This is a genomic window from Rhodococcoides corynebacterioides NBRC 14404, from assembly GCF_001894765.1.
GTDB classification, from domain to species: Bacteria; Actinomycetota; Actinomycetes; order Mycobacteriales; family Mycobacteriaceae; genus Rhodococcoides; species Rhodococcoides corynebacterioides.
This window is the reverse complement of sequence record NZ_BCWV01000008.1, coordinates 25,755-49,860: the sequence shown is the minus strand read 5'-3', so window position 1 is coordinate 49,860 and position 24,106 is coordinate 25,755. Positions and strand designations below refer to the sequence as shown.

Annotated in this window: 24 protein-coding genes and 1 tRNA gene; 15 read left to right on the top strand and 10 right to left on the bottom strand. The window is 70.8% G+C overall.

Features of this window, described 5'->3' with window-relative positions; genetic code table 11:
• Nucleotides 1-4 precede the first annotated feature (4 nt).
• Both RC2_RS16985 and RC2_RS16980 read left to right on the top strand, forming a co-directional pair.
• The gene (locus tag RC2_RS16985; RefSeq protein ID WP_068145560.1) at nucleotides 5-1,222 is read left to right on the top strand and encodes an acyl-CoA dehydrogenase family protein; all 1,218 of its coding nucleotides are present in this window, start codon (nucleotides 5-7) and stop codon (nucleotides 1,220-1,222) included.
• Nucleotides 1,219-2,253, top strand: coding sequence for a phosphotransferase family protein (locus RC2_RS16980; protein WP_068145556.1), 1,035 nt, complete (start codon nucleotides 1,219-1,221; stop codon nucleotides 2,251-2,253). The genes RC2_RS16985 and RC2_RS16980 overlap by 4 nt, the downstream gene beginning before the upstream one ends.
• Here RC2_RS16980 and RC2_RS16975 read toward each other — a convergent pair.
• Both RC2_RS16975 and RC2_RS16970 read right to left on the bottom strand, forming a co-directional pair.
• Nucleotides 2,250-3,431, bottom strand: coding sequence for a benzoate/H(+) symporter BenE family transporter (locus RC2_RS16975; protein ID WP_068145553.1), 1,182 nt, complete (start codon nucleotides 3,429-3,431; stop codon nucleotides 2,250-2,252). The genes RC2_RS16980 and RC2_RS16975 overlap by 4 nt on opposite strands.
• Entirely contained in the window at nucleotides 3,428-3,862 is a 435-nt protein-coding gene (locus tag RC2_RS16970; protein ID WP_068145549.1) for an acyl-CoA thioesterase, read from the bottom strand. Before RC2_RS16970 ends, RC2_RS16975 begins: the two co-directional genes overlap by 4 nt.
• A gap of 255 nt (nucleotides 3,863-4,117) precedes the next feature.
• Here RC2_RS16970 and RC2_RS16965 point away from each other — a divergent pair, with 255 nt between their 5' ends.
• Entirely contained in the window at nucleotides 4,118-4,864 is a 747-nt protein-coding gene (locus RC2_RS16965; protein ID WP_068145652.1) for a GntR family transcriptional regulator, read from the top strand.
• Between the two features lie 25 nt (nucleotides 4,865-4,889).
• On the opposite strand, the gene RC2_RS16960 is transcribed toward RC2_RS16965, so the two are convergent.
• Together RC2_RS16960 and RC2_RS16955 are read right to left on the bottom strand one after the other, a co-directional pair.
• Complete coding sequence (locus tag RC2_RS16960) at nucleotides 4,890-5,342, bottom strand: PTS sugar transporter subunit IIA (protein WP_068145547.1); 453 nt, start codon at nucleotides 5,340-5,342, stop codon at nucleotides 4,890-4,892.
• Nucleotides 5,339-5,569, bottom strand: coding sequence for a PTS sugar transporter subunit IIB (locus tag RC2_RS16955; RefSeq protein WP_068145544.1), 231 nt, complete (start codon nucleotides 5,567-5,569; stop codon nucleotides 5,339-5,341). The genes RC2_RS16960 and RC2_RS16955 overlap by 4 nt, the downstream gene beginning before the upstream one ends.
• Before the next feature lie 258 nt (nucleotides 5,570-5,827).
• Here RC2_RS16955 and RC2_RS16950 point away from each other — a divergent pair, with 258 nt between their 5' ends.
• Genes RC2_RS16950 through nagB form a run of 3 tightly spaced genes read left to right on the top strand, consistent with a single transcriptional unit; the run spans nucleotide 5,828 to nucleotide 8,949 of the window.
• A complete protein-coding gene (locus RC2_RS16950; RefSeq protein ID WP_072681711.1) occupies nucleotides 5,828-6,991 on the top strand; it encodes a PTS transporter subunit EIIC in 1,164 nt (387 codons plus the stop codon).
• Nucleotides 6,988-8,157, top strand: coding sequence for an N-acetylglucosamine-6-phosphate deacetylase (nagA, locus tag RC2_RS16945; RefSeq protein ID WP_068145538.1), 1,170 nt, complete (start codon nucleotides 6,988-6,990; stop codon nucleotides 8,155-8,157). Before RC2_RS16950 ends, nagA begins: the two co-directional genes overlap by 4 nt.
• Nucleotides 8,158-8,949, top strand: a complete 792-nt coding sequence (gene nagB, locus RC2_RS16940) for a glucosamine-6-phosphate deaminase (RefSeq protein ID WP_068145536.1) — start codon at nucleotides 8,158-8,160, stop codon at nucleotides 8,947-8,949.
• 28 nt (nucleotides 8,950-8,977) lie between these two features.
• Here nagB and RC2_RS16935 read toward each other — a convergent pair whose 3' ends face one another.
• The gene (locus tag RC2_RS16935; RefSeq protein ID WP_072681673.1) at nucleotides 8,978-9,796 is read right to left on the bottom strand and encodes a shikimate 5-dehydrogenase; all 819 of its coding nucleotides are present in this window, start codon (nucleotides 9,794-9,796) and stop codon (nucleotides 8,978-8,980) included.
• Nucleotides 9,797-9,823: 27 nt separating this feature from the next.
• A complete protein-coding gene (locus RC2_RS16930; RefSeq protein WP_068153242.1) occupies nucleotides 9,824-10,495 on the bottom strand; it encodes an HNH endonuclease family protein in 672 nt (223 codons plus the stop codon).
• A gap of 152 nt (nucleotides 10,496-10,647) precedes the next feature.
• On the opposite strand from RC2_RS16930, the gene RC2_RS16925 reads away from it, so the two are divergent.
• From RC2_RS16925 to RC2_RS16895, 7 genes are all read left to right on the top strand, one after another.
• The gene (locus tag RC2_RS16925) at nucleotides 10,648-13,554 is read left to right on the top strand and encodes a DEAD/DEAH box helicase (RefSeq protein WP_371829121.1); all 2,907 of its coding nucleotides are present in this window, start codon (nucleotides 10,648-10,650) and stop codon (nucleotides 13,552-13,554) included.
• Nucleotides 13,554-14,318, top strand: a complete 765-nt coding sequence (locus RC2_RS16920) for an SWIM zinc finger family protein (protein WP_068152129.1) — start codon at nucleotides 13,554-13,556, stop codon at nucleotides 14,316-14,318. Before RC2_RS16925 ends, RC2_RS16920 begins: the two co-directional genes overlap by 1 nt.
• Before the next feature lie 66 nt (nucleotides 14,319-14,384).
• A complete protein-coding gene (locus RC2_RS16915; RefSeq protein ID WP_068152124.1) occupies nucleotides 14,385-15,923 on the top strand; it encodes a CoA-acylating methylmalonate-semialdehyde dehydrogenase in 1,539 nt (512 codons plus the stop codon).
• Between the two features lie 16 nt (nucleotides 15,924-15,939).
• The gene (locus tag RC2_RS16910) at nucleotides 15,940-17,079 is read left to right on the top strand and encodes an acyl-CoA dehydrogenase family protein (RefSeq protein WP_068152157.1); all 1,140 of its coding nucleotides are present in this window, start codon (nucleotides 15,940-15,942) and stop codon (nucleotides 17,077-17,079) included.
• Nucleotides 17,076-18,191 carry an enoyl-CoA hydratase/isomerase family protein gene (locus RC2_RS16905; RefSeq protein WP_068152109.1) on the top strand — a complete coding sequence of 372 codons (1,116 nt, stop codon included), beginning with the start codon at nucleotides 17,076-17,078 and terminating at the stop codon, nucleotides 18,189-18,191. The genes RC2_RS16910 and RC2_RS16905 overlap by 4 nt, the downstream gene beginning before the upstream one ends.
• Complete coding sequence (mmsB, locus tag RC2_RS16900) at nucleotides 18,188-19,078, top strand: 3-hydroxyisobutyrate dehydrogenase (protein WP_068152106.1); 891 nt, start codon at nucleotides 18,188-18,190, stop codon at nucleotides 19,076-19,078. The genes RC2_RS16905 and mmsB overlap by 4 nt, the downstream gene beginning before the upstream one ends.
• Entirely contained in the window at nucleotides 19,075-19,878 is an 804-nt protein-coding gene (locus tag RC2_RS16895) for an enoyl-CoA hydratase (protein WP_068152104.1), read from the top strand. The genes mmsB and RC2_RS16895 overlap by 4 nt, the downstream gene beginning before the upstream one ends.
• A gap of 33 nt (nucleotides 19,879-19,911) precedes the next feature.
• Here the strand turns inward: RC2_RS16895 and RC2_RS16890 are convergent, their stop codons facing one another.
• Nucleotides 19,912-20,442, bottom strand: a complete 531-nt coding sequence (locus RC2_RS16890) for a MarR family winged helix-turn-helix transcriptional regulator (RefSeq protein ID WP_068152099.1) — start codon at nucleotides 20,440-20,442, stop codon at nucleotides 19,912-19,914.
• A 223-nt stretch (nucleotides 20,443-20,665) separates the two neighbouring features.
• Between RC2_RS16890 and RC2_RS16885 the strand changes: the two genes are divergently transcribed.
• Both RC2_RS16885 and RC2_RS16880 read left to right on the top strand, forming a co-directional pair.
• Nucleotides 20,666-21,550 (top strand): hypothetical protein, encoded by an 885-nt coding sequence (locus tag RC2_RS16885; protein WP_068152096.1) that lies wholly within the window; start codon nucleotides 20,666-20,668, stop codon nucleotides 21,548-21,550.
• An 85-nt stretch (nucleotides 21,551-21,635) separates the two neighbouring features.
• The gene (locus RC2_RS16880) at nucleotides 21,636-22,310 is read left to right on the top strand and encodes an alpha/beta hydrolase family protein (RefSeq protein WP_082895715.1); all 675 of its coding nucleotides are present in this window, start codon (nucleotides 21,636-21,638) and stop codon (nucleotides 22,308-22,310) included.
• Between the two features lie 7 nt (nucleotides 22,311-22,317).
• Here the strand turns inward: RC2_RS16880 and RC2_RS16875 are convergent.
• From RC2_RS16875 to RC2_RS16865, 3 genes are all read right to left on the bottom strand, one after another.
• Nucleotides 22,318-22,390, bottom strand: a tRNA-Arg gene (locus RC2_RS16875).
• 55 nt (nucleotides 22,391-22,445) lie between these two features.
• Nucleotides 22,446-23,180 (bottom strand): DUF305 domain-containing protein, encoded by a 735-nt coding sequence (locus RC2_RS16870; protein ID WP_072681670.1) that lies wholly within the window; start codon nucleotides 23,178-23,180, stop codon nucleotides 22,446-22,448.
• The gene (locus tag RC2_RS16865; RefSeq protein WP_068152151.1) at nucleotides 23,177-24,040 is read right to left on the bottom strand and encodes a thioredoxin-like domain-containing protein; all 864 of its coding nucleotides are present in this window, start codon (nucleotides 24,038-24,040) and stop codon (nucleotides 23,177-23,179) included. Before RC2_RS16865 ends, RC2_RS16870 begins: the two co-directional genes overlap by 4 nt.
• Between the last annotated feature and the right edge of the window lie 66 nt (nucleotides 24,041-24,106).

Sequence of the window (24,106 nt, the reverse complement as noted above, 5' to 3'; positions counted from 1 at the left end):
CCGCATGGATTTCTCCTTCACCGACCGTTGCCTCGACTACCGCGAGCGGCTGCTCGCCTTCATGGACGAGCACGTCTATCCCGCGGAAGCGGTGTACGAGCAGCAGATTCGCGAGTCCGGCGACCCGCACCACCAGCCGGCGATCCTCGAGGACCTCAAGTCCGAGGCCCGGTCCCGCGGACTGTGGAACCTGTTCCACCCGGACCCCGAGTACGGCCCCGGTCTGACCAACGCCGAGTACGCGCCCCTCGCGGAGATCATGGGCCGCAGCCCGGCCATCGCGCCGGAGGCCTGCAACTGCTCGGCGCCGGACACCGGAAACATGGAGGTGTTCACCCGGTTCGGCTCCGACGAGCACAAGCGGACGTGGCTCACGCCGCTGCTGAACGGGGAGATCCGGTCCGCGTTCGCCATGACCGAGCCGGCCGTCGCGAGTTCGGACGCCACCAACATCGCCATGTCGATGACGGCCGACGGGGACGACTGGATCCTGAACGGGCGCAAGTGGTGGACCTCGAACGCGCTGCACGCGAACTGCCGGGTCATGATCGTCATGGGCAAGACCGCGCCCGAGGCGGCGACGTACGAGCAGCAGTCGATGATGGTCGTCCCCATGGACGCCCCCGGCGTCACCGTGCTCCGCGGGCTGCCGGTGTTCGGCTACCAGGACCGCGAGGGTCACGCCGAGGTGTTGTTCGAGAACGTGCGCGTCCCCGGCAAGGACGTCCTCGCCGGTCCGGGTGCCGGGTTCATGATCGGCCAGGCTCGGTTGGGCCCGGGACGCATCCACCACTGCATGCGCGCGATCGGGATGGCGGAGCGGGCGCTGGAGCTGATGTGCGCGCGGGCGTCGTCACGCGTCGCGTTCGGCAAACCCATTGCGGCGCAGGCGAACATCCAGGACTGGATCGCGGAGGCGCGCATCGAGATCGAGATGGCCCGGCTGCTCACGCTCAAGGCCGCCTGGATGATGGACGAGTTCTCCAACAAGGAGGCTCGGGTCGAGATCGCCGCCATCAAGGTCGCCGCTCCCGCCATGGCGCTGAAGATCGTCGATCGCGCCATCCAGGTGCACGGCGGCGGCGGGGTGTCCGACGACTTCCCGCTCGCGTCGATGTACGCCCACCTGCGCACGTTGCGACTCGCCGACGGCCCCGACGAGGTGCACAAGCGCACCATCGCGCGGACCGAACTCGCGCCGTACCGGACGGTGTCGTCGTGACCGACGCGACTCCCGCCGGACTGAATCCCGACGGCATCGCGTCGTGGATCGCGGGGCTGGACGTCGGTGCGCAGGGCGCTCTCGCCTACGAGCGCATCGGCAACGGCAAGTCCAACCTGACATACCTGGTGTCGGACGACGCCGGCCATCGGTGGGTGCTGCGCCGGCCCCCGCTGGGGACGTTGCTCGCGTCCGCGCACGACGTCGCCCGCGAGTTCCGCATTCTCTCGGCGTTGCAGGACACCGCGGTTCCGGTGCCGCGCACGATCGCCCTGACCGACGATCCCGCGGTGACCGACGCGCCGCTGGTCCTCATGAGCCACGTCGACGGCGTCGTTCTGGACGATCCGTCGGTGGCGGCCGGACTCTCCGAGGACCGTCGTCGCACCGTCGGGGTGGAGATGCCGACCACCCTCGGCCGCATCCACGACGTCGACCTGGACGCGACGGGTCTGACCGACCTGGCCAGCCACAAGCCGTACGCGGCGCGGCAGATCAAGCGGTGGTCCGCCCAGTGGGAGCAGTCCAAGACGCGTGAGGTCCCCGTGCTCGAACGGCTGGCCGCGGCGCTGACGGACCACGCGCCGGAGCAGACGGAACTGTCGCTGGTTCACGGCGACTTCCATCTGAGCAACGTCATCACCGGGGGCGACGGCACCATCGTCGCCGTCGTCGACTGGGAGCTGTGCACCCTGGGCGATCCACTCGCGGACGTCGGTGCGCTGCTGGCCTATTGGTCGGAGGCGTCGGACGACACCCCGGGCTTCTTCCAGGCCTCGACGCTGCCGGGCTTCCCGCGTCGGGACGACCTCGTGGAGACCTACGCCCGCTCGACGGGCCGCGACACCGCCACCGTGCCGTACTGGCACGCCCTGGCGCTGTGGAAGCTCTCCATCATCGCCGAGGGTGTCCTGCGCCGCGCGATGACGGACGAGCGCAACCGTGCACGGGACGGGGGGCCGACGACGTCGCTGATCGACGGAATCGTCGCGCGCGCCGTCGCCACCGCGGAGGACGCGGGGATTCTCTAGGTCCTGTCGGCGGTCACGGCGCGCACCACCAGACCGGCGACGAGGGCCCAGAAGGCCGAGCCGATGCCGGCGACCGCGACGCCCGACGCCGCCACGACGAACGTGATGGCGGCGGGCACCCGGTCGGCGGGATGCTGGGTGCTCGCCGCGAGAGCCGAGGCGAGGGTGCCGAGCAGGGCCAGTCCCGCGACGGTCTCGACGATTCCGGCGGGGGCCAGGGTGACCAGGGTGGCCAGGGCCGCGGACGACACCGCGAGCAGCAGGTAGGCGACGCCCGCGGCGACGGCGGCGATCCACCGACGGTCCCGGTTCGGTTCGGCGTCGGGGGAGGCGGCGAGGGCGGCGCTGATGGCGGCGAGGTTGACGGCGAAGGCGCCGACCGGGGCCGCCGCGGCGGTCGCGGCTCCCGTGACCGTCATCGAGGCCCGCCACGGAACGGTGTAGCCGAAGGACGCCATGACGGCGGTACCCGGAATGTTCTGGGACGCCATGGTCACGATGTAGAGCGGCAGGGCGACCCCGACGGCGGCCTGCCAGGTCCAGACCGGGGCGACGGGCGACAGCGTCGGAACCAGCGCGTCGGCCGGGACCGCGGTACCGGAGCGCAGGAGGGACACTCCGATGACCGCCGCCGCGACGCCGAAGGCCGCGGGGACGGCCCACCGCGGCGAGAAGCGCTGCAGGACCAGCCAGGTCAGCACCACGGGCGCGACCGCCACCGGCGACGCCGCCAGCGCACGGACGGGTTCGAGGCACAGCGGCAGGATGACGCCGGCCAGCATGGCCTGGGCGAGCGAGACCGGGATCGACGCGATCAGCGCACCCAGCCGCGGCCACGCGCCCGTCAGCACGATGGCGAGACCCACCACGACGAACGCGCCCACCGCGGCCGGCCACCCGCCGACGATCGCTCCGGTGCCGGCGAGCAGCGCGGCGCCGGGCGTCGACCACGCCAGGGTCAGTGGAATGCGATAGCGCAGAGCGAGACCCACGATGCCGACGCCCATGATGAGGCTGAGAGCGAACAGCCCGGAGGCGGCCTGGGCGTCCGTTGCGCCCGCCGCGCGCAGCCCCGTCAGGACCACGGCGAACGACGACGTGAACCCCACCAGCGCGGTGACCACCCCGGCGCCGATCGGCACCGCGAGGCTCACCGGGCGCGCCGCGGGTTCCGTCATGCCGTGAGCGGCTCGACGACGGCGCGGATGCTCGGGGGAATCGGGACGGGCCGGCGGGTCGCGGAATCGACGTACACGTGCACGAATCGGCCCGTCGCCGCTGCCACCAGCTCGTCCTGGTGCACCCGGAACACGGCCAGGGAGTACACGATCGACGACGTTCCCAGCTTCTCGACCGCGATGCCGACCCGCAGCTCGTCGGGGAAGCTGAGCTGGGCGAGGAAGCGGCACGACGTCTCGGCGACGACCCCGACGGCGTCCAGTTCGCGAATGTCGGTGCCCGTGGCCGACATGAGCCACCCGTTGACCGCGGTGTCGAAGAACGAGTAGTACGCGACGTTGTTGACGTGCCCGTAGTGATCGTTGTCCGCCCACCGCGTCGGAACCGGCCACAGCACGGGGTAGTCGGTGGCCTCGGGAGCAGTGGTCATGGCACAGGAGAATGCCACAGCCGGAAATTTGCGACCGGCCTCCGGCCTACCCGGGAACCGACGACCGGCCTCCGGCCTGCCCGGGGTCATGCGGCCGGCCTCCGGCTCGCCCGGGTCATGCGGCGGGACGGGCCGAAAGAGCGCGCGCAGGAACGACGTCCGGACTAGGATCGGTCGGGACCAGTCCGTACCGCTGCGGCGGGGCGGGCATCCCCGCCCCGCCCTGCTCGGCCGAGACCCCCGGAGACGCTCGTGGTGATGCCCGTCCATCTTCGGGACAGTGCCGTTCCCAAACACGAACAGCTGCGCGCCATTCTGCTGCATCGATGCACCAAGGAGCTGCAGCCCGGCGATCTCATGCCCAGCGAGCGGCGGCTGATGGAGGACTACGGCGTCAGCCGCATCACCGTCCGCGAGGCGATCGGCCAGCTGGTCAACGAAGGCCATCTGGTGCGGGTGCGCGGCAAGGGGACGTTCGTCGCCAGCCGACCGGTGCAGTCTCGCCTGCATCTCGCGTCGTTCTCGGAGGAGATGCGAGCGCAGGGCCTGCGGCCCACCACGGTGGTGCTGTTCGCGCGACTCGAGGAACCGTCCGCGGCGACGGTCGCCGCGCTGGGGATCGACGACGGCCGAAAGGCGTACCACATCAAGCGACTTCGCCTCGCCGACGGCGAGCCGGTCAGCGTCGACGACGGCTGGTACGACGCGTCGGTCCTGCCCGGGTTGATCGAGCACGATCTCAGCGCGTCGATCTACGACGCGGTCTCGGTGCACTACGACCGGACCATCGACCGGGCCGAGCAGACCGTCAGCGCCACCGCGGCGGACACCGAGATCGCGACGCTGCTGGGCACCAAGCGCGGTGCTCCGGTGCTGTACTTCGACCGCGTGTCCTTCCACGGCGATCAACCGATCGAGCACTGCGAGAGCTGGTACCGCTGCGATCGGTACCAGCTCTCGATGGAAGTGCAGGGCCAGCGGCGTCCGGGTCGGCGACCCTGACCTCCTGGAATCGGGTCGCGCGGGGTCAGATCTCGAACACGGTGTCGCCGGGGACGACGTCCCGACCGACGGACGATGCGTCCACCGAATCGGCTGCCGAGTCCATCAGCACCACCGGACACACGTCGTCGTATCCGGCGGCGACGACGGCCTCGGGGGAGTAGCGCACCACCACGTCACGGGCAGCCACCGTGGCGCCCTCGGTGGCGACGAGTTCGAAGCCGTCGCCCTTCATCTGCACCGTGTCGATGCCGACGTGCACCAGGACGCCCTTCGTGTCGTCGGTGAGGACGACGAAGGCGTGGTGATGCAGCTTGAGCAGCCGGCCGGCGACCGGCGACACGACGTCGACCCGGCCCGTCCGCGTCGACGGCCTGATCGCGACGCCGGCACCCACCATCTGCGCGGAGAAGACCGGGTCCGGCACGTCGGCGAGAGCGACGACCGCGCCGGCCAGCGGCGCCGCGACCGTGGTCACAGAATGTCCTCGATGTCCTCGGCGAGCGTGTCGGCCTCCGGTCCGACGATGACCTGGACCGCCGAGCCCTTGGCGAAGACGCCGTGTGCCCCCGCGGATTTCAGCGCCGCCTCGTTCACGAGGGACCCGTCGCGCACCTCGGTGCGCAGTCGGGTGATGCACGCTTCGATCTCGACGATGTTGTCCGCGCCGCCGAGGCCGGCCACGATCTGCTCCGCCTTGCCCATGGGTAGGGTCCTCTCGCTGTCGGTGTAGTCGCGGTCACAGAAGGCGGTTGACATCACTGCCCGACCTGGCCAAACTACAACTGGTTATGACCGGACAGTACCCGTGGGAGACGCCGGTCCACAACACTCTTCGAGAAGAAGGTCCCCATGGCTGCCCCCATCGACGGTTCCACAGGAACGCCCGCGCCGGACGCGGATTCGACGGTCAAGAAGGAGTCCCGGTCGTTGGCCGGACTGCAGCGCTTCGGCCGGTCGCTCATGTTGCCCATCGCCGTGTTGCCCGCAGCCGGCATTCTGCTCCGCCTCGGTCAGCCCGACCTGCTCGGCCGGTTCGCACCGCTGGAGACGGCGGCGTCCGTCATCTCCGCGGCCGGTCAGTCCGTCTTCACCTGGCTGCCCCTCATCTTCGCCGTCGGTATCGCCATCGGGTGGGCGCGCAAGGCCGACGGCTCCACCGCCCTCGCCGCCGTCGTCGGGTACATGGTGATGAACGGCGTCTTCGAGGCCATGTCCCCCGTGGTGCTCGCCGGCGAGGTGGACGCCAACGGTGACCCCGCCACCATCGACTACGGGGTGTTGGCGGGCATCGTCATCGGCCTGCTCTCCGCCGTGCTCTGGCAGCGCTTCTACCGCCAGAAGCTGCCGGACTACCTGGGGTTCTTCAGCGGTCGACGGTTGGTTCCGATTCTCACCGCCGTCACGGGTCTGGTCGTCGCGGTGCTGATGTCGTTCCTCTACCCGCTCTTCTACAGCGCCCTGAACTGGGTCGGCACCACCGTCGCGGACCACTCCGTGGTCGGCAGCGGCATCTACGGCTTCGCGAACCGCATGCTGATTCCCACGGGTCTGCACCACATCCTGAACTCGGTGGTCTGGTTCCTCGTCGGTGACTACACGGACGCCAGTGGGCAGATCGTGCGCGGCGACCTCAACCGATTCTTCGCCGGTGACCCCTCGGCCGGAGTCTTCATGACCGGGTTCTTCCCCATCATGATGTTCGCGCTTCCCGCGGCCGCGTTCGCGATCTACCGGAACGCCAAGCCGTCGCAGAAGAAGGTGGTGGGCGGCATCATGCTCTCCACCGGTCTCACGGCCTTCGTCACCGGTATCACCGAGCCGCTCGAGTACTCCTTCATGTTCGTCGCGTGGCCCCTCTACGTCGTCCACGCGGTGCTCACCGGCACGTCCATGGCCCTGACCAACGCTCTCGGCATCCACGACGGGTTCTTCTTCTCCGCCGGCGGTATCGACTACCTGCTGAACTTCGGTATCGCCACCAAGGCCTGGATGCTCATCCCCATCGGGCTGGTCTACGCGGTGATCTACTACGTCCTGTTCAGCTTCGTGATCAAGAAGTGGAACCTGCGCACTCCCGGTCGCGAGGACGACGCCGTGCTGGACGACGCGTCCGGAAAAGCGTGACCTCGAGGACCTTTCGCGGTCGGGTCGTCACCGCCGAGGCGGTGATCGACGACGGCGCCGTGGTCGTTCGCGGCGATCGGATCGACTGGGTGGGTCCGGCGGCGGAGTGCCCCGATGTCGGACCGGCCGTCGACGACGAGGCCGGGCCGGCAGGCCCCCGCACCGTCCTGCCCGGCATGGTCGACGTGCATTGCCACGGCGGTGGTGGCGTCGGCTTTCCCGACGCGACGACGGAGACCGCCCCGACCGCGGTGCGCTTCCACCGTCGACGGGGAACGACGACGATGCTCGCCTCGCTCGTCTCCGCACCGGCGGACGTGCTCGTGCGGCAGACGGCCGCGCTCGCGGATCTGTGGCGCTCCGGCGAGATCGCCGGGGTGCATCTCGAGGGACCCTTCCTCGCCGTGAGCCGCTGCGGCGCACAGGATCCCGAGTCGATCGTTCCCGTCGACGTCGAGATGCTGGACCGGGTGCTCGACGCCGGCGACGGCGCGGTCCGGTCGATGACCTTCGCGCCGGAGGTCGAGGGAGTCGATCGCCTGATCGACGTCCTGGCCGACCGCGACGTCCGAGGGTCCGTGGGTCACACCGACACCGACGCGCGGGCCGTCACCGACATCGTGCGGCGACTCGCCGGACCGGTGTCCGCGACACACCTCTTCAACGGCATGCCGCCGTTCCACCACCGAGCGCCCGGGCCGGTGGCGGCCTGCCTCGCCGCGGCCGCGCGCGGGGAGATGATGCTCGAACTGATCGGGGACGGAGTTCATCTCGACCCCGAGACGGTGCGCACGGTCGTCGATCTGGTGGGGCCGGACCGTGTCGCGTTCGTCTCCGACGCGATGGCCGCGGCCGGCGTCGCGGACGGGCCGTACCGGTTGGGTGCGCTCGACGTCACCGTCACCGACGGAGTGGCACGACTGACGACCGGCGGTGCCATCGCGGGAGGCACGTCGACGGTCCTGGACATCGTCCGTCGGGCCGTCGACGAGTCCGGTGTGGACCTCGTGTCCGCGGTGCGCATGGGGTCGGCGACGCCGGCGAGGTTCCTCGGCCTGGAGAGCACGCTCGGCCGGCTGGAGGCCGGACTGCGCGCCGACCTGGTGATCACCGATGACCGTCTCGTGCCCGTCCGGGTGGTGCGAGCAGGAGAGGACGTGGACTGAGTGGAGATCGTCATCCGCGACGATGCGGCGGCGGTGCACGCGCTGGCGGCCGACATCGTGGAGAAGGTCGTGCGCGCCGGCGCGGACGCCGACGGGTCGGTGCTCGGCCTCGCGACGGGGTCGACCCCGCTCGGGGTGTATCGCGAGCTCGGTCGGCGCCACCGCGAGGAGGGGCTGACCTTCGCGCGGGCGCGGGCGTTCCTGCTCGACGAGTACGTCGGACTGCCCGCGGCGCACCCACAGTCCTACCGATCGGTGATCCGCGACGAGTTCGCGGCGCTCGTCGACATCGATCCCGACGCGATCGACGGGCCCGACGGCGAGGCCGACGACATCCCCGCCGAGTCGGCGCGATACGACCGAGCGATAGCCGAGGCCGGCGGCATCGACGTGCAGCTGCTCGGTATCGGGACCGACGGTCACATCGGCTTCAACGAGCCGGGGTCGTCGCTGGTGTCCCGGACGCGCGTGAAGACCCTGACGGAGCAGACCCGTCGGGACAACGCTCGGTTCTTCGACTCCGCCGAGGACGTCCCGCACCACGTGATGACCCAGGGGTTGGGAACCATCGGCGCCGCCCGTCATCTGGTGCTGATGGCGCTCGGTGACGGCAAGGCCGATGCGGTGGCCGCGGCGGTGGAGGGACCGGTCTCGGCGTTCTGCCCGGCGTCGGTGGTCCAGATGCATCCGCGCGTGACCGTCGTGGTGGACGAGCCGGCCGCGGCTCGGCTCCGCCTGGCGGACTACTACCGCTACGCGGCGGAGCACAAGCCGTCGTGGCAGGGCTGGTGACTCCTCTCGCGCGAGAACGCCGCCGACGTCAGCGGCGAGAGAACTCCGACGCGCGTTGAATCTGTTCGGGGCGCAGCGTGATTCCGGTGTACAGGGTGAACTGGGACGCGGCCTGCAGTGCGATGACCTCGGCGCCGGTGATCGCGGGTATGCCGGCGGCGCGGGCGGCGCGGATCAGGGGAGTCTCGCTCGGCACGGCCACGACGTCCATCACCGCCGTCGCCGCGGCGACGGCCTCGGTGGTGAACGGCGAGGCGTCCGCGTCCGGGCCACCCGCCATGCCGATCGGGGTGACGTTCACCAGGAAGGACCCCGGCGCGGGGTCCGGGGCGGACTGCCACCGGTATCCGTAGGCGTCGGCCAGTGCCGGGCCCGTGCGCTCGTTGCGCGCGGCGACGACACCGTCGGTGAACCCGCTGTCGCGCAGCGCCGCGACGACGGCCTTCGCCATGCCGCCGCTCCCGGTCACGGTCACCGGGGCGGCGGTGTCGACGCCCGCCGCGGTGACGAGGTCCGCCACGGCCGAGTAGTCGGTGTTGTGGGCGTGCAGCACCCCGTCCTCGTTGACGAGGGTGTTGACCGAGTCGATGGCGGACGCCGACCGGTGCAGGACGTCGACGTGCTCGATGACCGCTTCCTTGAACGGCATCGACACCCCGCAGCCGCGGATTCCGAGAGCGCGGATCCCCGCGACGGCGCTCGGCAGGTCGTCGGTGGTGAACGCCTTGTAGACGAAGTCGAGATCGAGCTCGTCGTAGAGGTAGTTGTGGAACCGGGTACCGATGTTGCTCGGCCTACCGGAGAGCGACATGCAGAGCTGGGTGTCCTTGGTGAGCATCCGCGACATGGTCGGCAACGATAATCCCCTGCACGATCAAGGACACCCCTGTGCCACCGCCGCCATCGCGTCCCGATCCGCGGCCGTGACGGGTAGTCCGTAGGACACCGCCGCCGTGAGGTACCGACCCACGTAGAAGCAGTGGTACGCGGGGTCGGGCGGCAGCCAGTCGGCCGGCGTCTTGTCGCTCTTGGCCTGGTTCTCCGCGCCGGACACCGCCATGAGATTGACGTCGAGATCGTTCGCGAAGCGGATCCGCGTCTCGAGCGGCCACGCCGCGGCGCCCATGTCCCAGGCCGCCGCGAGCGGGTAGATGTGATCGATCTGCACGTCGTTCGCGTTCTGCTTGGTGAACGGCAGCACCTCGCCGCTGTACGGATCGGCCAGCGTCCCCGCCACCACCACGCACTCGTTGGTGCCGGGACGGAACTGCAGGTCGGTCAGGGACAGGGCCAGCACGTTGTCCCGCGTGCCGCAGCCGTCGTGACCACCGGGACCGTCGTGATCGTCGGTCCACGCCGGGCCGAACACGCAGGCGTCGCCCTGCTTGCAGCTGCGCTGATATCCCGGCACGTCCGGGCGCTCCGGTACCACCGCGACCTGCGCCAACAGCTGATCGAGCGCGGAGGCCGGCGGACTGCCGGGAGCGGGCTCCACCGGCGCGATCAGCGAGCACCCCGCCAGAACGGACACGAGCACCGCGAGCATCGTCACCGCCGCGAACGGCGGGCCGGAGTGCGGGCGGCGGGGCGGGGTGAACACGGGGCGGGCGGGCGGGGTGAACACGGTGCGCAGTATGCCCGCCGCCACCGACAGGCTCGTCGATCGCCGTGTCGGACGGCGGTGCTTTCATGGACCTCGTGCTCCACGGACTCTGGACCCCCGGCTCGGGGCTGCTGCTGTGGCAGGACCGTGCGGTGTCGGACGGGGACGGGCCCGAGGGGGACGGTGGAGAGGGTCACGACGATCTGCCGCCCTTCCTCGCCCGGGTGATGGCCCGGCGTCTGCGACACACCGCGTCCGTGACCATGCCCGCGGCCGCCGGTGCGGCCGACCGCGTGGAGGCCGTGCCGGCGGCCGCACTCGCGCCGATGGAAGCGGCCGATCTGCTGCGCCGGGTCCCGCTCGTGCATCCCGCCCTGTCCGGTGACCTTCGGTATCTGGCCGCGGTCACCCGCGGTCTCGAACGGTGGGCACGCGCGGGTCGAGTGGTACCGCACCAGGTGCGGCTCGAGAATCGCTGGTGGCTCCGCTGGCGCCTGCTCGGCGACGAGCATCAGCGAGGCTGGCGGGCCGAGCTGCTGGCGGCCATGCCGCCGGTCCAGCGCGCCGAGGGCGATCCCGCCGCGGTCCTCGACGACCTGATCGGCGAGCTCACGGACCCCGTGGTGCGGCACGTCCTCGGTCGGCCGGACGTCCGGCATCCGCTGCTCGTGGCGCTGGTGGAGGAGGAGCCGTACGACGACGGGTCGACGCGATCCGAGCAGGCTCTCGACCGGTGGCGGGACAGTCTGCAGGGCGAGGACGCGGCCCTGGTCCTGCGGCTCGTGGAACCGGACGATCTCGACCAGGATGCCGAGGACGTCCCGAACGCCGAGTTCGACAGCGAGACGAGCGCGCCGTCCGCCCTCTGGCGCCTCGAGGTTCTCGTCCGACCGGACGGCGAAGCGCCGCAACCGGTCTCGCTCCGACCGGGCGCCGGCGTGGCCGATGCCACTCGGTTCCGCAGCGCGGTGCGGGCGCTCGCCGAGGCGGTGGGCGCCTATCCTCCGCTCGCGTCGGTCGTCACCGCGCCGGGCTCGCTGGATCTGCTGTTGCCCACCGAGGTGGTGCTGGACTTCGTCGTGTCCGGTGTGCGCGCCGTGCAGAGCGTCGGAGTCGACGTTCTGCTGCCGCGGGAGTGGGCGCGCGTCGACACCTCGATGCGTCTGGCCGTCGACGCACCGCCGTCGCCCACCACGAAGGACTCCGCGGTGGGTCTGGACCGGTTGGTCGAGTACGACTGGCAGGTGGCCGTCGGCGACATGGTGCTGACTCCGCAGGAGATGTCGCGCCTCGCGTCGTCGAAGGCCGACCTGGTGCGGGTACGCGGCAAGTGGGTGCACGCCGACGGCGCCGTGCTGGCGCGGGCCATCGACTACGTCGAGCGGCATCGCGCGCCGGGTTCGGTGCCGCTGGCGTCGGCGCTCGGACAACTCGCCGCTGCCGAGCCGCCGCCGGCGCCCGTCACGGACGTCGCCGCGACCGGCTGGGTCGCCGCACTCCTCGACGGCGATCGTCGCCCCGAGCCGGTCGTCGTGCCGCCGTCCGTGCGGGCCACGCTGCGGCCGTACCAGGAGCGGGGCGTGCAGTGGCTCGCGTTCATGAGTTCGCTGGGGCTCGGGGCGATCCTCGCCGACGACATGGGGCTGGGGAAGACCCTGCAGATCCTCGTGCTGCTCGCGTCGGAGCGCGCGTCGACACCCGCAGGGGACCGTCGGCCGACGCTCGTGGTGGCACCGATGTCGGTGGTCGGCAACTGGGCTCGCGAGGCGGCGACGTTCGTTCCCGATCTCACCGTCCACGTCCATCACGGGGCGGGGCGCGTCACGGGGGACGACCTGCAGGCGGTGATCGCCGCATCCGACGTGGTCGTCACCACCTACGCGCTGCTCGCCCGCGACGTCGCCGCGTTGTCGGCGGCGCGGTGGCGGCGCGTGGTCCTCGACGAGGCCCAGCACGTCAAGAACAGCGGCACGGCGCAGGCGCGCGCCGCCCGCGCCGTGCCGGCCGAGCACCGCATCGCGCTGACGGGAACGCCCGTGGAGAACCGGTTGGAGGAGTTGCGGTCGATCGTCGATTTCTGCAATCCGGGGCTGCTCGGCGGTGCGGCGGTGTTCCGCGCGCGATTCGCGGTGCCGATCGAGCGTGAGGGCGATCAGCAGGCCCTGGCCCGGTTGCGTTCTCTCACGGCACCGTTCGTGCTGCGGCGGGTGAAGACGGACAAGGCGGTCATCGCGGACCTGCCGGACAAGTTCGAGATGACGGTCCGCACGAACCTCACGGCCGAGCAGGCGAGCCTCTATCAAGCCGTGGTCGACGAGACGATGCGGCAGATCGACGACGCGGAGGGGATGGAGCGCAAGGGTGCCGTCCTGGCGGCGCTGACCCGGCTCAAGCAGGTCTGCAACCACCCGGCCCATTTCCTGGCGGACGGCTCGACGGTGCTTCGGCGGGGTCGACACCGTTCCGGCAAGGTGGCGTTGCTCGAGGACATCCTCGATTCCGTGCTCGGCGACGGGGAGAAGGCGTTGGTGTTCACGCAGTTCGCCGCCTTCGGCCGGATGGTCGCGCCGTACCTGGCGGCGCGGTTCGACGTCGAGGTGCCGTTCCTGCACGGCGGGGTGAGCAAGCGCGGACGAGACGAGATGGTCGCGCGGTTCCAGTCGACCGACGGGCCGCCGATCCTGCTGGCCACCGTGAAAGCGGGCGGTACCGGGCTGACGCTCACGGCGGCGAACCATGTCGTGCACCTGGACCGGTGGTGGAACCCGGCCGTGGAGAACCAGGCCACCGACCGGGCGTTCCGCATCGGTCAACGTCGAGACGTCCAGGTGCGCAAGCTCGTCTGCGTGGGCACGCTGGAGGAGCGCATCGACGAGATCCTCACGGGCAAGGCGGGTCTGGCGGACCTGGCCGTGGGTTCCGGTGAGCACTGGATCACCGAGCTGTCGACCGGAGAGGTCCGCTCCCTGCTGTCGCTCTCGGACGAGGCGGTGGGCGAGTGATGGCGCGGACGGACGGCTACGGGCCGCGGCGGAAGGTCAAGGACGGAGTGCGGGCGACCACGGCGCGCGGCCGGTTCGGTTCCACCTGGTGGGGACGGCGATTCGTCGAGACCATGGAGGGGCTGGCCGAGGACGGCCGACTCGCTCGCGGCCGGACGTACGCGCGGGACGGGCAGGTGATCTCGCTCGCGGTCCTGCCCGGCCGCATCGAGGGAGACGTGCAGGGCAGCCAGGTCGAGCCCTTCTCCGCCACCGTCACCGTCACCACCCTGGATCCGTTCGACACCGAGGAGGTCGTCGAGACCGTACGCCGGTCACCGGGAATGCTGACGACGCTGGCCTCGGGGGCTCTTCCGCAGGAGTTGGGTCGGTGGCTGTTGCCGTCGAGTGCGTCCGAATTGCGATACGACTGTTCGTGTCCCGATCACGGGTCGCCCTGCAAACACGCGGCGGCGCTGACGTATCTCACCGCGGAGCGCATCGACGCCGATCCGACTCGGCTACTGGTGCTGCGCGGTCTGTCGGTCGACGCCCTGGTCGGCGACACCGAGGACGACGGTGTCTCGCTCGTCGATCCGTCGGATCATTTCGGGGACGCGACCGTGGTGCCCGCGCCGCCGGACGTGCCGTTCGTGGCAGCGCCGGACGATCTCGAGGACGGGCCCCTGCTCACCGCGCTGCGGACCGCGGAGGTGGGGGAGTCCGCCGTGCGCGACGGTGTGGCGGAGCTGATGTCCCTGTACCGGCGGCTGGGCGGATTCTGACCCGGCCGTAGACATACATGGACGTCCAACCATAGGATGACCGCTATCAACGACGAAGGTGGTTCCATGGCTCTCGATCAGTCCCCGTCCGACGGCGCACCCCGCGAACTGACGCATTTCGTCGGCGGCAAGCACACTCCCGGCCGCTCCGGTCGGTTCGCCGACGTGTTCGACCCCAACACCGGTGCCGTGCAGGCCCGCGTTCCTCTGGCGTCGGCCGAGGAGGTGTCGGACGCGATCGCCGACTCCGAGGCGGCGCAGCGTGAATGGGCGCTGCAGAACCCGCAGAAGCGTGCCCGTGTGCTCATGCGATTCCTCGCCCTGGTGCAGGCCGAGATGGACTCCCTGGCGCAGTTGCTCTCCTCCGAGCACGGCAAGACCGTGGCGGACGCCAAGGGTGACATCCAGCGCGGCCTCGAGGTCGTCGAGTTCGCGACCGGCATTCCGCACCTGCTCAAGGGCGAGTTCACCGAGAGCGCCGGCACCGGCATCGACGTCTACTCGATGCGCCAGCCGCTCGGCGTGGTCGCCGGGATCACACCCTTCAACTTCCCCGCGATGATTCCGCTCTGGAAGGCCGCGCCCGCCATCGCGTGCGGTAACGCGTTCGTGCTCAAGCCCTCCGAGCGTGACCCCTCCGTCCCGCTGCGCCTGGCGGAGCTGTTCCTCGAGGCGGGCGGCCCGCCCGGAATCTTCACCGTCGTCAACGGCGACAAGGAGGCGGTCGACGCGCTGTTGACCGACGAGCGCATCCGCGCCGTCGGCTTCGTCGGGTCCACCCCGATCGCGCAGTACATCTACGAGACCGCCGCCGCGCACGGCAAGCGTGCCCAGTGCTTCGGCGGGGCCAAGAACCACGCCATCGTCATGCCCGACGCCGATCTCGACGAGGTGGCCGACGCTCTCATCGGCGCCGGCTACGGCAGTGCCGGTGAGCGCTGCATGGCCATCTCGGTCGCCGTTCCCGTCGGCGAGGAGACGGCCGAGGCGTTGCGCGCCAAGCTCGTCGAGCGTGTCGAGAAGCTCAGCGTCGGACGTAGCGACGACGCCGCCAGCGACTTCGGGCCGCTGGTGTCCGCCGACGCGGTCGAGCGCGTGAACCACTACGTGCAGATCGGCGTCGACGAGGGCGCCGACCTCGTCGTCGACGGCCGCGGATTCAGCCTGGCCGGCCACGAGAACGGGTTCTTCACCGGAGCCTCGCTCTTCGACAAGGTGACGCCGGAGATGCGCATCTACCAGGAAGAGATCTTCGGCCCCGTCCTGCAGATCGTCCGCGCCGCCGACTACGAGGAGGCGCTGCGCCTGCCCTCGGCCCACGAGTACGGCAACGGCGTCGCCATCTTCACCCGAGACGGTGACACCGCCCGCGACTTCACCGCGCGCGTGAACGTCGGCATGGTCGGCGTCAACGTGCCGATCCCGGTGCCGATCGCGTACCACACGTTCGGCGGGTGGAAGCGGTCCGGTTTCGGCGACCTCAACCAGCACGGGCCGGATTCGGTGCGCTTCTACACCAAGACCAAGACGGTGACACAGCGCTGGCCCAGCGGCCGCAAGGAAGCCGTCGCGCAGAACCACTTCGTCATTCCGACGATGGACTGAGCGAGTGACCTCGGATCTGTTCGCGCTCGACGAGGACGAGCGCGCGATCGCCGACACGGCCGCCGATTTCGCCGCGGAGTTCCTCGCCCCGCACGCGGTGGAGTGGGACCGGGACAAGCACTTCCCGGTCGACGTCCTCCGTAAGGCGGCGGCGCTCGGCATGGGCGGCATCTACGTCGCCGAGGACGTCGGCGGCTCCGGTCTGCGCCGGGTCGACGCCGTCCGCATCTTCGAGAAGCTGGCCGGTGGTGACCCGTCGGTCGCGGCCTACCTGTCCATCCACAACATGGTCGCCTGGATGATCGACACCTACGGCAGCGACGAGCAGCGACGCCGATGGCTGCCGTCCCTGTGCGCGATGGACGAGCTCGGCAGCTACTGCCTGACCGAGCCGGGTGCCGGCTCCGACGCGGCGGCCCTCACCACCAAGGCCGTCCGCGACGGCGACGACTGGGTGCTGACCGGAGTCAAGCAGTTCATCTCCGGCGCCGGAACGTCGGGCGTCTACGTCGTCATGGCGCGGACCGGTGGCCCCGGTCCGTCGGGCATCTCGGCGTTCGTCGTCGAGAAGGACACGGCGGGACTGTCGTTCGGCCCCAACGAGATCAAGATGGGGTGGAACGCCCAGCCGACCCGGCAGGTGATTCTCGACGGCGTTCGCGTGCCGGCGGATCATCTGCTCGGCGGCGAGGGCAACGGATTTCGCATCGCGATGAACGGACTGAACGGCGGCCGCATCAACATCGCGGCCTGCTCGCTCGGCGGCGCCGCCGCGGCGTTCGACACCGCGGTGCGGTATCTCGCCGATCGCCGCGCCTTCGGCGCCCGACTGCTCGACGCCCAGGCCCTGCAGTTCCGGCTCGCGGACATGCGGACCGATCTCGAGGCCGCCCGCGTCCTGCTGCTGCGGGCCGCGGCGGCCCTCGATGCCGATTCCCCGGACAAGGTGTCCCTCTGCGCGATGGCGAAGAAGTTCACCACCGACACCGGATTCGCCGTCGCCAACGACGCGCTGCAGTTGCTCGGCGGATACGGCTATCTCAGCGAGTACGGACTCGAGAAGATCGTGCGCGATCTCCGAGTGCACCAGATCCTGGAAGGAACCAACGAAGTGATGCGACTCGTCATCGCGCGATCCGTGGTGGGCGCGGCATGACCGACACCCCCAGCGAACCCGAGGTGATCCTCGGCGTCGATCGAGGCGTCGCGACGATCACCCTGAACCGGCCGCGAGCGATCAACGCGCTCAGCCACGCGATGGTGCGGACCATCGACGCCGCCCTGATCGACTGGGCGGCGGACCCGGCCGTGCGCGTCGTGCTGATCACCGGCAACGGCGAGCGCGGGCTGTGCGCGGGTGGGGACATCGTCGCCATCCACGACGACGCCAAGGCCAAGGCCGGCGCGAACTGGCCCACCGGCTCGGCCACGGCACAGTTCTGGCGCGACGAGTACACGATGAACGCCCGCATCCACCGCTACCCCAAGCCGGTCGTCGCGATCATGCACGGCGCGGTGATGGGCGGCGGCGTGGGCATCTCGGCGCACGCCTCGGTCCGCGTGGTCACCGACACCGCGAAGGTCGCGATGCCGGAGGTCGGCATCGGCTTCGTGCCCGACGTCGGCGGGACCTACCTCCTGGCCCGCACGCCGGGCGAGCTCGGGACGCACCTCGCCCTCACCACGGCCCGCATGTCGGCCGGGGACGCCATCGCGGCCGGATTCGCCGATCACTACGTGCCGACAGCCGACCTCGAGGCCTTCGTCGAGGCGGTCCACACGGGGACCGTCGACACCGCGCTCGCCCTCGCGTCCACCGCGCCCGACTCGGCCCTCGCGGCGCAGCGGACGTGGATCGACGACGCCTACACCGGCGACGACGCCGCCGAGATCGTCGCTCGCCTCCGGCGTTCCGGGGTCGACGAGGCGGTCGCCGCGGCGGACGCCATCGAGTCGAAATCGCCCACGTCCGTGGTCGTCACGTTGCGGTCGCTGCGCCGCGCCGCCGCCGCGTCGTCCCTCGACGAGGTTCTCGACGAGGAGTACCGCGTGTCGGTCGCTTCCCTCGACTCGCCCGATCTGGTCGAAGGAATTCGGGCGCAGGTCGTCGACAAGGACCGGCAGCCGTCGTGGCGGCCGGCGACTCTCGCCGAGGTGACCGCGGCCGACGTCGACCGCTTCTTCGCCCCCCTCGGCGACGCCGAACTCGGTCTCGCCTCCCGCACCGAGCCCCTCACTCCCGCCACCCGCGAAGGATCCCCCGCATGACCACTGTCGCCTTCCTCGGCCTCGGCCACATGGGTGGACCCATGGCCGCCAACCTCGTCGCCGCCGGGCACGAGGTCCGGGGCTTCGACCCCGTGCCCGCGTCGCAGGACGCCGCTCGGGCGAGCGGCGTCACGGTCGTCGCCTCCGCCGCCGAGGCGGTGGCCGGAGCGTCCGTCGTCGTCACGATGTTGCCGAGTGGCCGCCACGTCCTGGACTGCTACGCCGAGATCGTGCCGGCGGCCGAGCCGGACACGCTGTTCGTCGACTCGTCCACCATCGACGTCGCCGACGCCCGTGCTGCCGCCGAGATCGCGACGGGGGCCGGGCACCGCGCCGTCGACGCCCCCGTGTCCGGTGGGGTCGGCGGTGCCACCGCCGGCACCCTGACCTTCATGGTCGGTGGGTCCGACGCGGACGTCGCCGCGGCCACGCCGTTCCTCGAGGTCATGGGCCGCAAGGTCGTGCACTGCGGTCAGGGCGGCAACGGGCAGGCGGCCAAGCTCTGCAACAACATGATCCTGGGCATCTCCATGGTGGCGGTCAGCGAGGCGTTCGTGCTCGGCGAGAAGCTCGGCCTGACCAACCAGGCGCTGTTCGACGTGGCCTCCACCGCATCCGGCCAGTGCTGGGCTCTGACCACCAATTGCCCGGTGCCGGGCCCGGTTCCGACGTCCCCGGCCAACAACGACTACACGCCCGGTTTCGCCGCGGCCCTGATGCGCAAGGATCTCGGCCTGGCGGCGGATGCGGTGCGCGCCACCGGAGTTCCGGCGCGCATGGGTCTGCTCGCGGCCGAGCTGTACGAGGAGTACGCCCGCGAGCACGGCGGGTCCGACTTCTCCGGCATCGTCCAGGACATCCGCGAGCGGTCGGGGGAGACGGCATGACGGGGGCATCGGGGGAATCCGAGACCGAGCGCCACGAGACCATCGAGATCTCGGTGTCGGGTCGGGTCGCCGTGATCCGCCTGCACCGGCCGAAGGCCCTGAACGCGTTGAACTCCACCCTCATGCACGAGGTGGTCACCGCAGCAGAGCGATTCGACGCCGATCCGGAGATCGGGTGCATCGTGCTCCTCGGGTCCGAGCGGGCGTTCGCCGCCGGCGCGGACATCAAGGAGATGCAGTCGAAGACGTACGCCGACGTCCACGGCGGGGACCTCTTCACCGAGTGGGACCGGTTCGCCGCCGTGCGCACGCCCACCCTCGCGGCGGTCGCCGGATACGCCCTCGGTGGGGGCTGCGAGGTCGCCATGATGTGCGACGTGCTGCTCGCGGCGGACACGGCGCAGTTCGGTCAGCCGGAGATCACGCTCGGCACCATCCCCGGCATCGGTGGATCGCAACGGCTCACCCGGGCAGTCGGCAAGGCGAAGGCCATGGAGATGTGCCTGACCGGTCGCCGCATGGGCGCCGAGGAGGCCGAGCGGGCCGGACTGGTATCACGCATCGTCCCGGCGGCAGACCTCGAGGCCGAGGCGATGACGACGGCGCAGACCATCGCGTCGCAGTCGCTGCCGGTGGCGATGCTCGCCAAGGAAGCGGTCGACCGGGCTTTCGAGTCCACGCTCGCCGAAGGAATTCGCTTCGAGCGCCGCGTCTTCCACGCGACGTTCGCCACGGAGGACCGGGCCGAGGGCATGTCCGCGTTCGTCGAGAAGCGCACCCCGAACTTCCGCCACCGTTGAGCGAACCGGCCGGTGACCGACGGGCCCCGTCGGTCACCAGCCGGAGTCGTCCTCGTCGTCGAAATCGCCTGCCCGACGGCGGACGCCGGCCAGAATGGTGACCAGGGAATCGAGCTCGCGACCCTCCACCCCCGGCGCACCGAAGACGCGGTCGTTCAACTGCTCGGTGGCGGAGACGGCCAATCGCCGTCCGCTGTCGGTGATCTCGACGAGGGTGGTCCGTCGATCGGTGGGGTGCGGGACCCGAGTGACCAGGCCGGCCTTCTCGAGCCGGTCGACGGCGTTGGTCACCGACGTCGGGTGAACCTGCAGGCGCGCACTGGCCTTCGCCATGGGAAGCGCGCCGGTTCGAGTGAAGGTGAGCAGCGTCAGTAGTTCGTAGCGGGCGAACGTGAGTCCGGTGGGTTTGAGCACCTCGTCGACGCGGGCCATCATGATCTGCTGCACCCGCATGATGGACGTCACCGCCGCCATACCGTCCGCGGCATCGGACCAGCCGTGCCGCACCCATTGCCGATGGGCCTCGGCGATCGGGTCGAGCGGGAGCTTCGGTGCGGAGGGCATGGGTCGATCCTTCCACGACGATGCCCCGTGGTCAGTGTGATGCGCGTGAACGTCCACGGTTCACAGCAGTCACATCAGCATCATGCGACACTTCGGTATCACTTGGGTCTCGACCGCCGTGATGTGCCGGAACGCGTGGTGGACTCGTACCGAGCAGTCCGTGCCGGGATCCGTCCGTCCGGGCTCCGACCCACCACCGCACCGCCCGACTCCAGGAGAGATCATGCGTACATCCCGACGACTCCGGCGCACCGTCGCCGGCCTCGCCCTCGCGTGCGCCGGAGCGCTCGCGGTCCCTGCCGTGGCCACCGCCGAGCCCGCCACGCCGACCACCCCGACCACCCCGGCCACCGGGGTGAACCCGCTGCTCGCCGCGATCGCCGCGCTCGAGGGCACCGGATCCGGTGACGGCACCGGATCCGCCGAGGGCACCGACCCCACCGATCCCGTCGGCGACGCACTGGACGCCGCCCGCGCCGTCCTGGGCGCCGCACCCACCGTCGACGTCGCGGAGCCCGACGGCAACCCCCTCGCCCTCGTGGACGCCGCGAACGGCCTGCTCCAGGGCTTCGGGCTCACGCCGTTCTTCTACCCGACCGCGGCCTTGAACTGCTCGGCCCTTCCCGGTGTGCCGTTCGGCGTCGTTCCGGCCGTGGCCGGCGCGGCCCCCGGCCCCTACACGCCGACGATCCCCGGCGTCGGCGCTCTGCCCACCCTGCCCAATGTCGACACCAGCATCGCCGACCCCGGCGAGACGCTCTACGCCTTCGTGCCCGCCCCCGGCGGCATCGTGAACGACGCCGCGAACAAGTCCGGCATGCAGGTCGCGTGGTTCAACGTCAACACGCTGAAGGGCGGCTTCGCCGACATGGGCGGGCTCACCGACGTCATCTCCGCCGAGGTCATCGACGGCCTGCCCCCGGTGATCCAGGGTCCGGCCCGTGACCTGGTGCAGCGCAACCTCGGTGCCTTCCCCAGCGCCGGCGTGCGCCTCGCGCCCGTGGCCACCGGGTCCGGCACCGTGCTCGCCGCGGTCTTCGGCCAGGTGACGCACGACGGCAAGACCTGCGCGTTCTTCCCCACGGTGGGCCTGACGCAGGTCCCCTGACCGCACTAGCCTTGAGCGAACGGGCCCCGGTGATCACGCCGGGGCCCGTTCTGCTGTGGTCTCCTCGCGGCCTACCCTCCGTGTCATGACAGCGGGTGAGGCGGCGGAGTGGACCGGGGAGTGGGCGGGACAGGGGATCGACGTCGCGGTCCACGACCCGACCGACGACCCGTCCGCCCTGGTGGTCCTCGCGCACGGCGCGGGGAGCGACAAGAACGCGCCGGTGCTCGTCGCCGTGGCGACGGCGCTGGCGGAGCGCGGGCTGCGGGTGGTGCGGATGACGTTGCCGTTCCGGCAGCAGCGTCCCACGGGGCCGCCGAACCGCGCGGGCGCCGCCGCGGATCGCGCCGGCATCGCCGCTGTCGTCGAGTGGGCCGGTATGCGGGACCGTCGTCGTCCCACGGTGATCGTCGGCGGTCATTCCTACGGGGGACGGCAGGCCTCGATGCTGGTGGCCGAGAACCCGTCCGTGGCCGACGGCCTCCTGCTGCTGAGCTATCCGCTGCACCCGCCGCGGAAGCCCGAGGTGCTGCGTGTCGACCATTTTCCGGCGATCGCGGTGCCGACGGTGGTCGTGCACGGCAGCAAGGACCCGTTCGCGACGAGCGAGGAACTGGTCCGCGAGATGCGCACGATCCCCGCGTCGGTCCGTGTGGTCACGGTGGAGGGGGCGGGCCACGATCTGGCCCCGACCCGCAAGCCCACGGCGACGCTCACCGCGGACGCGGTGGAGGGTGAGTGGGTGCGGCGAGAAGCGTGAAAACGAGTGCCCCCGGCAGGATTCGAACCTGCGGCCTTCCGCTCCGGAGGCGGACGCTCTATCCCCTGAGCTACGGGGGCGCACCGGAGAACCGGTGTGCCGATCGGGCTGTCACAGACTAGCGCATGCCGAACGTCAGATCGGCGCAGCCCCCTTCTCGGTCAGCATCTGCGTCATGAGCTGCGACTCCGACTGCTGCGTGTCCACCATCGTCCGGGCCAGCTGCCGAACGACGGCCGCGCTCGCGTGCATCGCGCCGTACTCCATCATCGACAGTCCGCCCTGGTGGTGGCGCAGCATCAACTGCAGGAACAGCACGTCCGCCGCCGGGCCGGTGGCGGCCCGGAGGTTCGTCATGTCCTGCGCCGTGGCCATGCCGGGCATGGCCGCGACGGTGCCGTCGCCGGATCCCGACATCCCCGCCATGCCGCTACCACCGTGGCCGCCGTGGCCGGAGTCGTCGGACATCCAGCCCATGTAGCCGCCGGTCGGGAGCGGGGGAGCGTCCCACAGTGCGAGCCACCCCTGCATCTGGCCGACCTGGTTCTGCTGGGTGGTCAGGATGTCGTAGGCGAGGTTGCGCACGAGGGGATCGGTGGCCGAACCCAGTGCGACCGTGGCCATCTCGATGGCCTGGTTGTGGTGGACCGTCATGTCCTGCGCGAAGCCGACGTCCACCGAGTCGAGCGCGGGGTGGGGTGGGGTGTCGTCACGCAGGGGAAGCTGCGCGAGAAAGCCGACGGCGAATCCCACCAGCAGGAGCGCCACCGCGCCGAGTGCGAGCAGCGGACCGCGCTGGCTGCGCCGGGGTGCCGTCGACGCGGTGTCGACGGCGTTCGTGTCCTGCGCGCCCGTGGTCGGCTCGCTCACGGCGTGGGAACGACGGGCTGGGCCGGATCGGCCGGCAGCTGCGCCGGATCGGTCAGCTCGGTGCTGTCGGGGGTGATGCCCTCACCGGACATCGGCACGGCGTCCGCTCCCGGCGGCGTCGGGTCGAACGGCGGCGGGTTGTCCGGGTCGAAGGTCTGCGGCGTGGTCGAGCAGCTGGCGCCGACCTCCGGGTACTGGAACCGGTTCAAGCGCAGCGCGGTGATGAACTGATCGATCCGCGGGTCGTCGACGCTGTCCAGCTTGAGCTGGTGGCCCCACGACTGCAGCGACACGGGCGAGTCGAGTCCCGGGTAGGCGGACATGAGCATGTACTGCTGGCCGTCGACCTTCGACGCGAGCGTGGCGATCTGATCCTCGGACAGCGCGTCCGGGTCGTACGCGATCCACACGGCCCCGTGTTCGAGGGAGTGCACGGCGTTCTCGGTCCGCAGACCGTTCGGGTACACGGTGCCCATGCAGTTGGCCCAGATCTGATCGTGCGGGCCACCGAAGGGCGGCGACTGGTCGTACGCGACGCGTTGCGTCCCGGTCACGTGGAGCGCTGCCGGGTACTGCTGGATCTGCACGCCCTCGATGGCCGTCGACGGATCCTGGTTGGACTCGCTGGGCGCGAAGCGCTGCGCCTCGGCGCGGTCCTGGTACTTCGGGACCAGGTTGATCGCCAGGGCCGCGATGAGGCCGATCACGACCACGGCGGCACCGATGGTCAGCCACGGCACGTTGCGACCGCGGGCGCCACCGCTCCGGGCGGGGACACCGCCCTTGGTCGTGCTCTTCTTGCCGGCCGCCTTGATGGCCTTGGCCGATTTCGATCCGGACTTGTCGGAACCGCTGGGCATCGTCGGTGTGCTCTTTCGATCGTGGGTCATGTCGCCGCGGACGCTCGTCGTCGGGCAGTCGAGGCG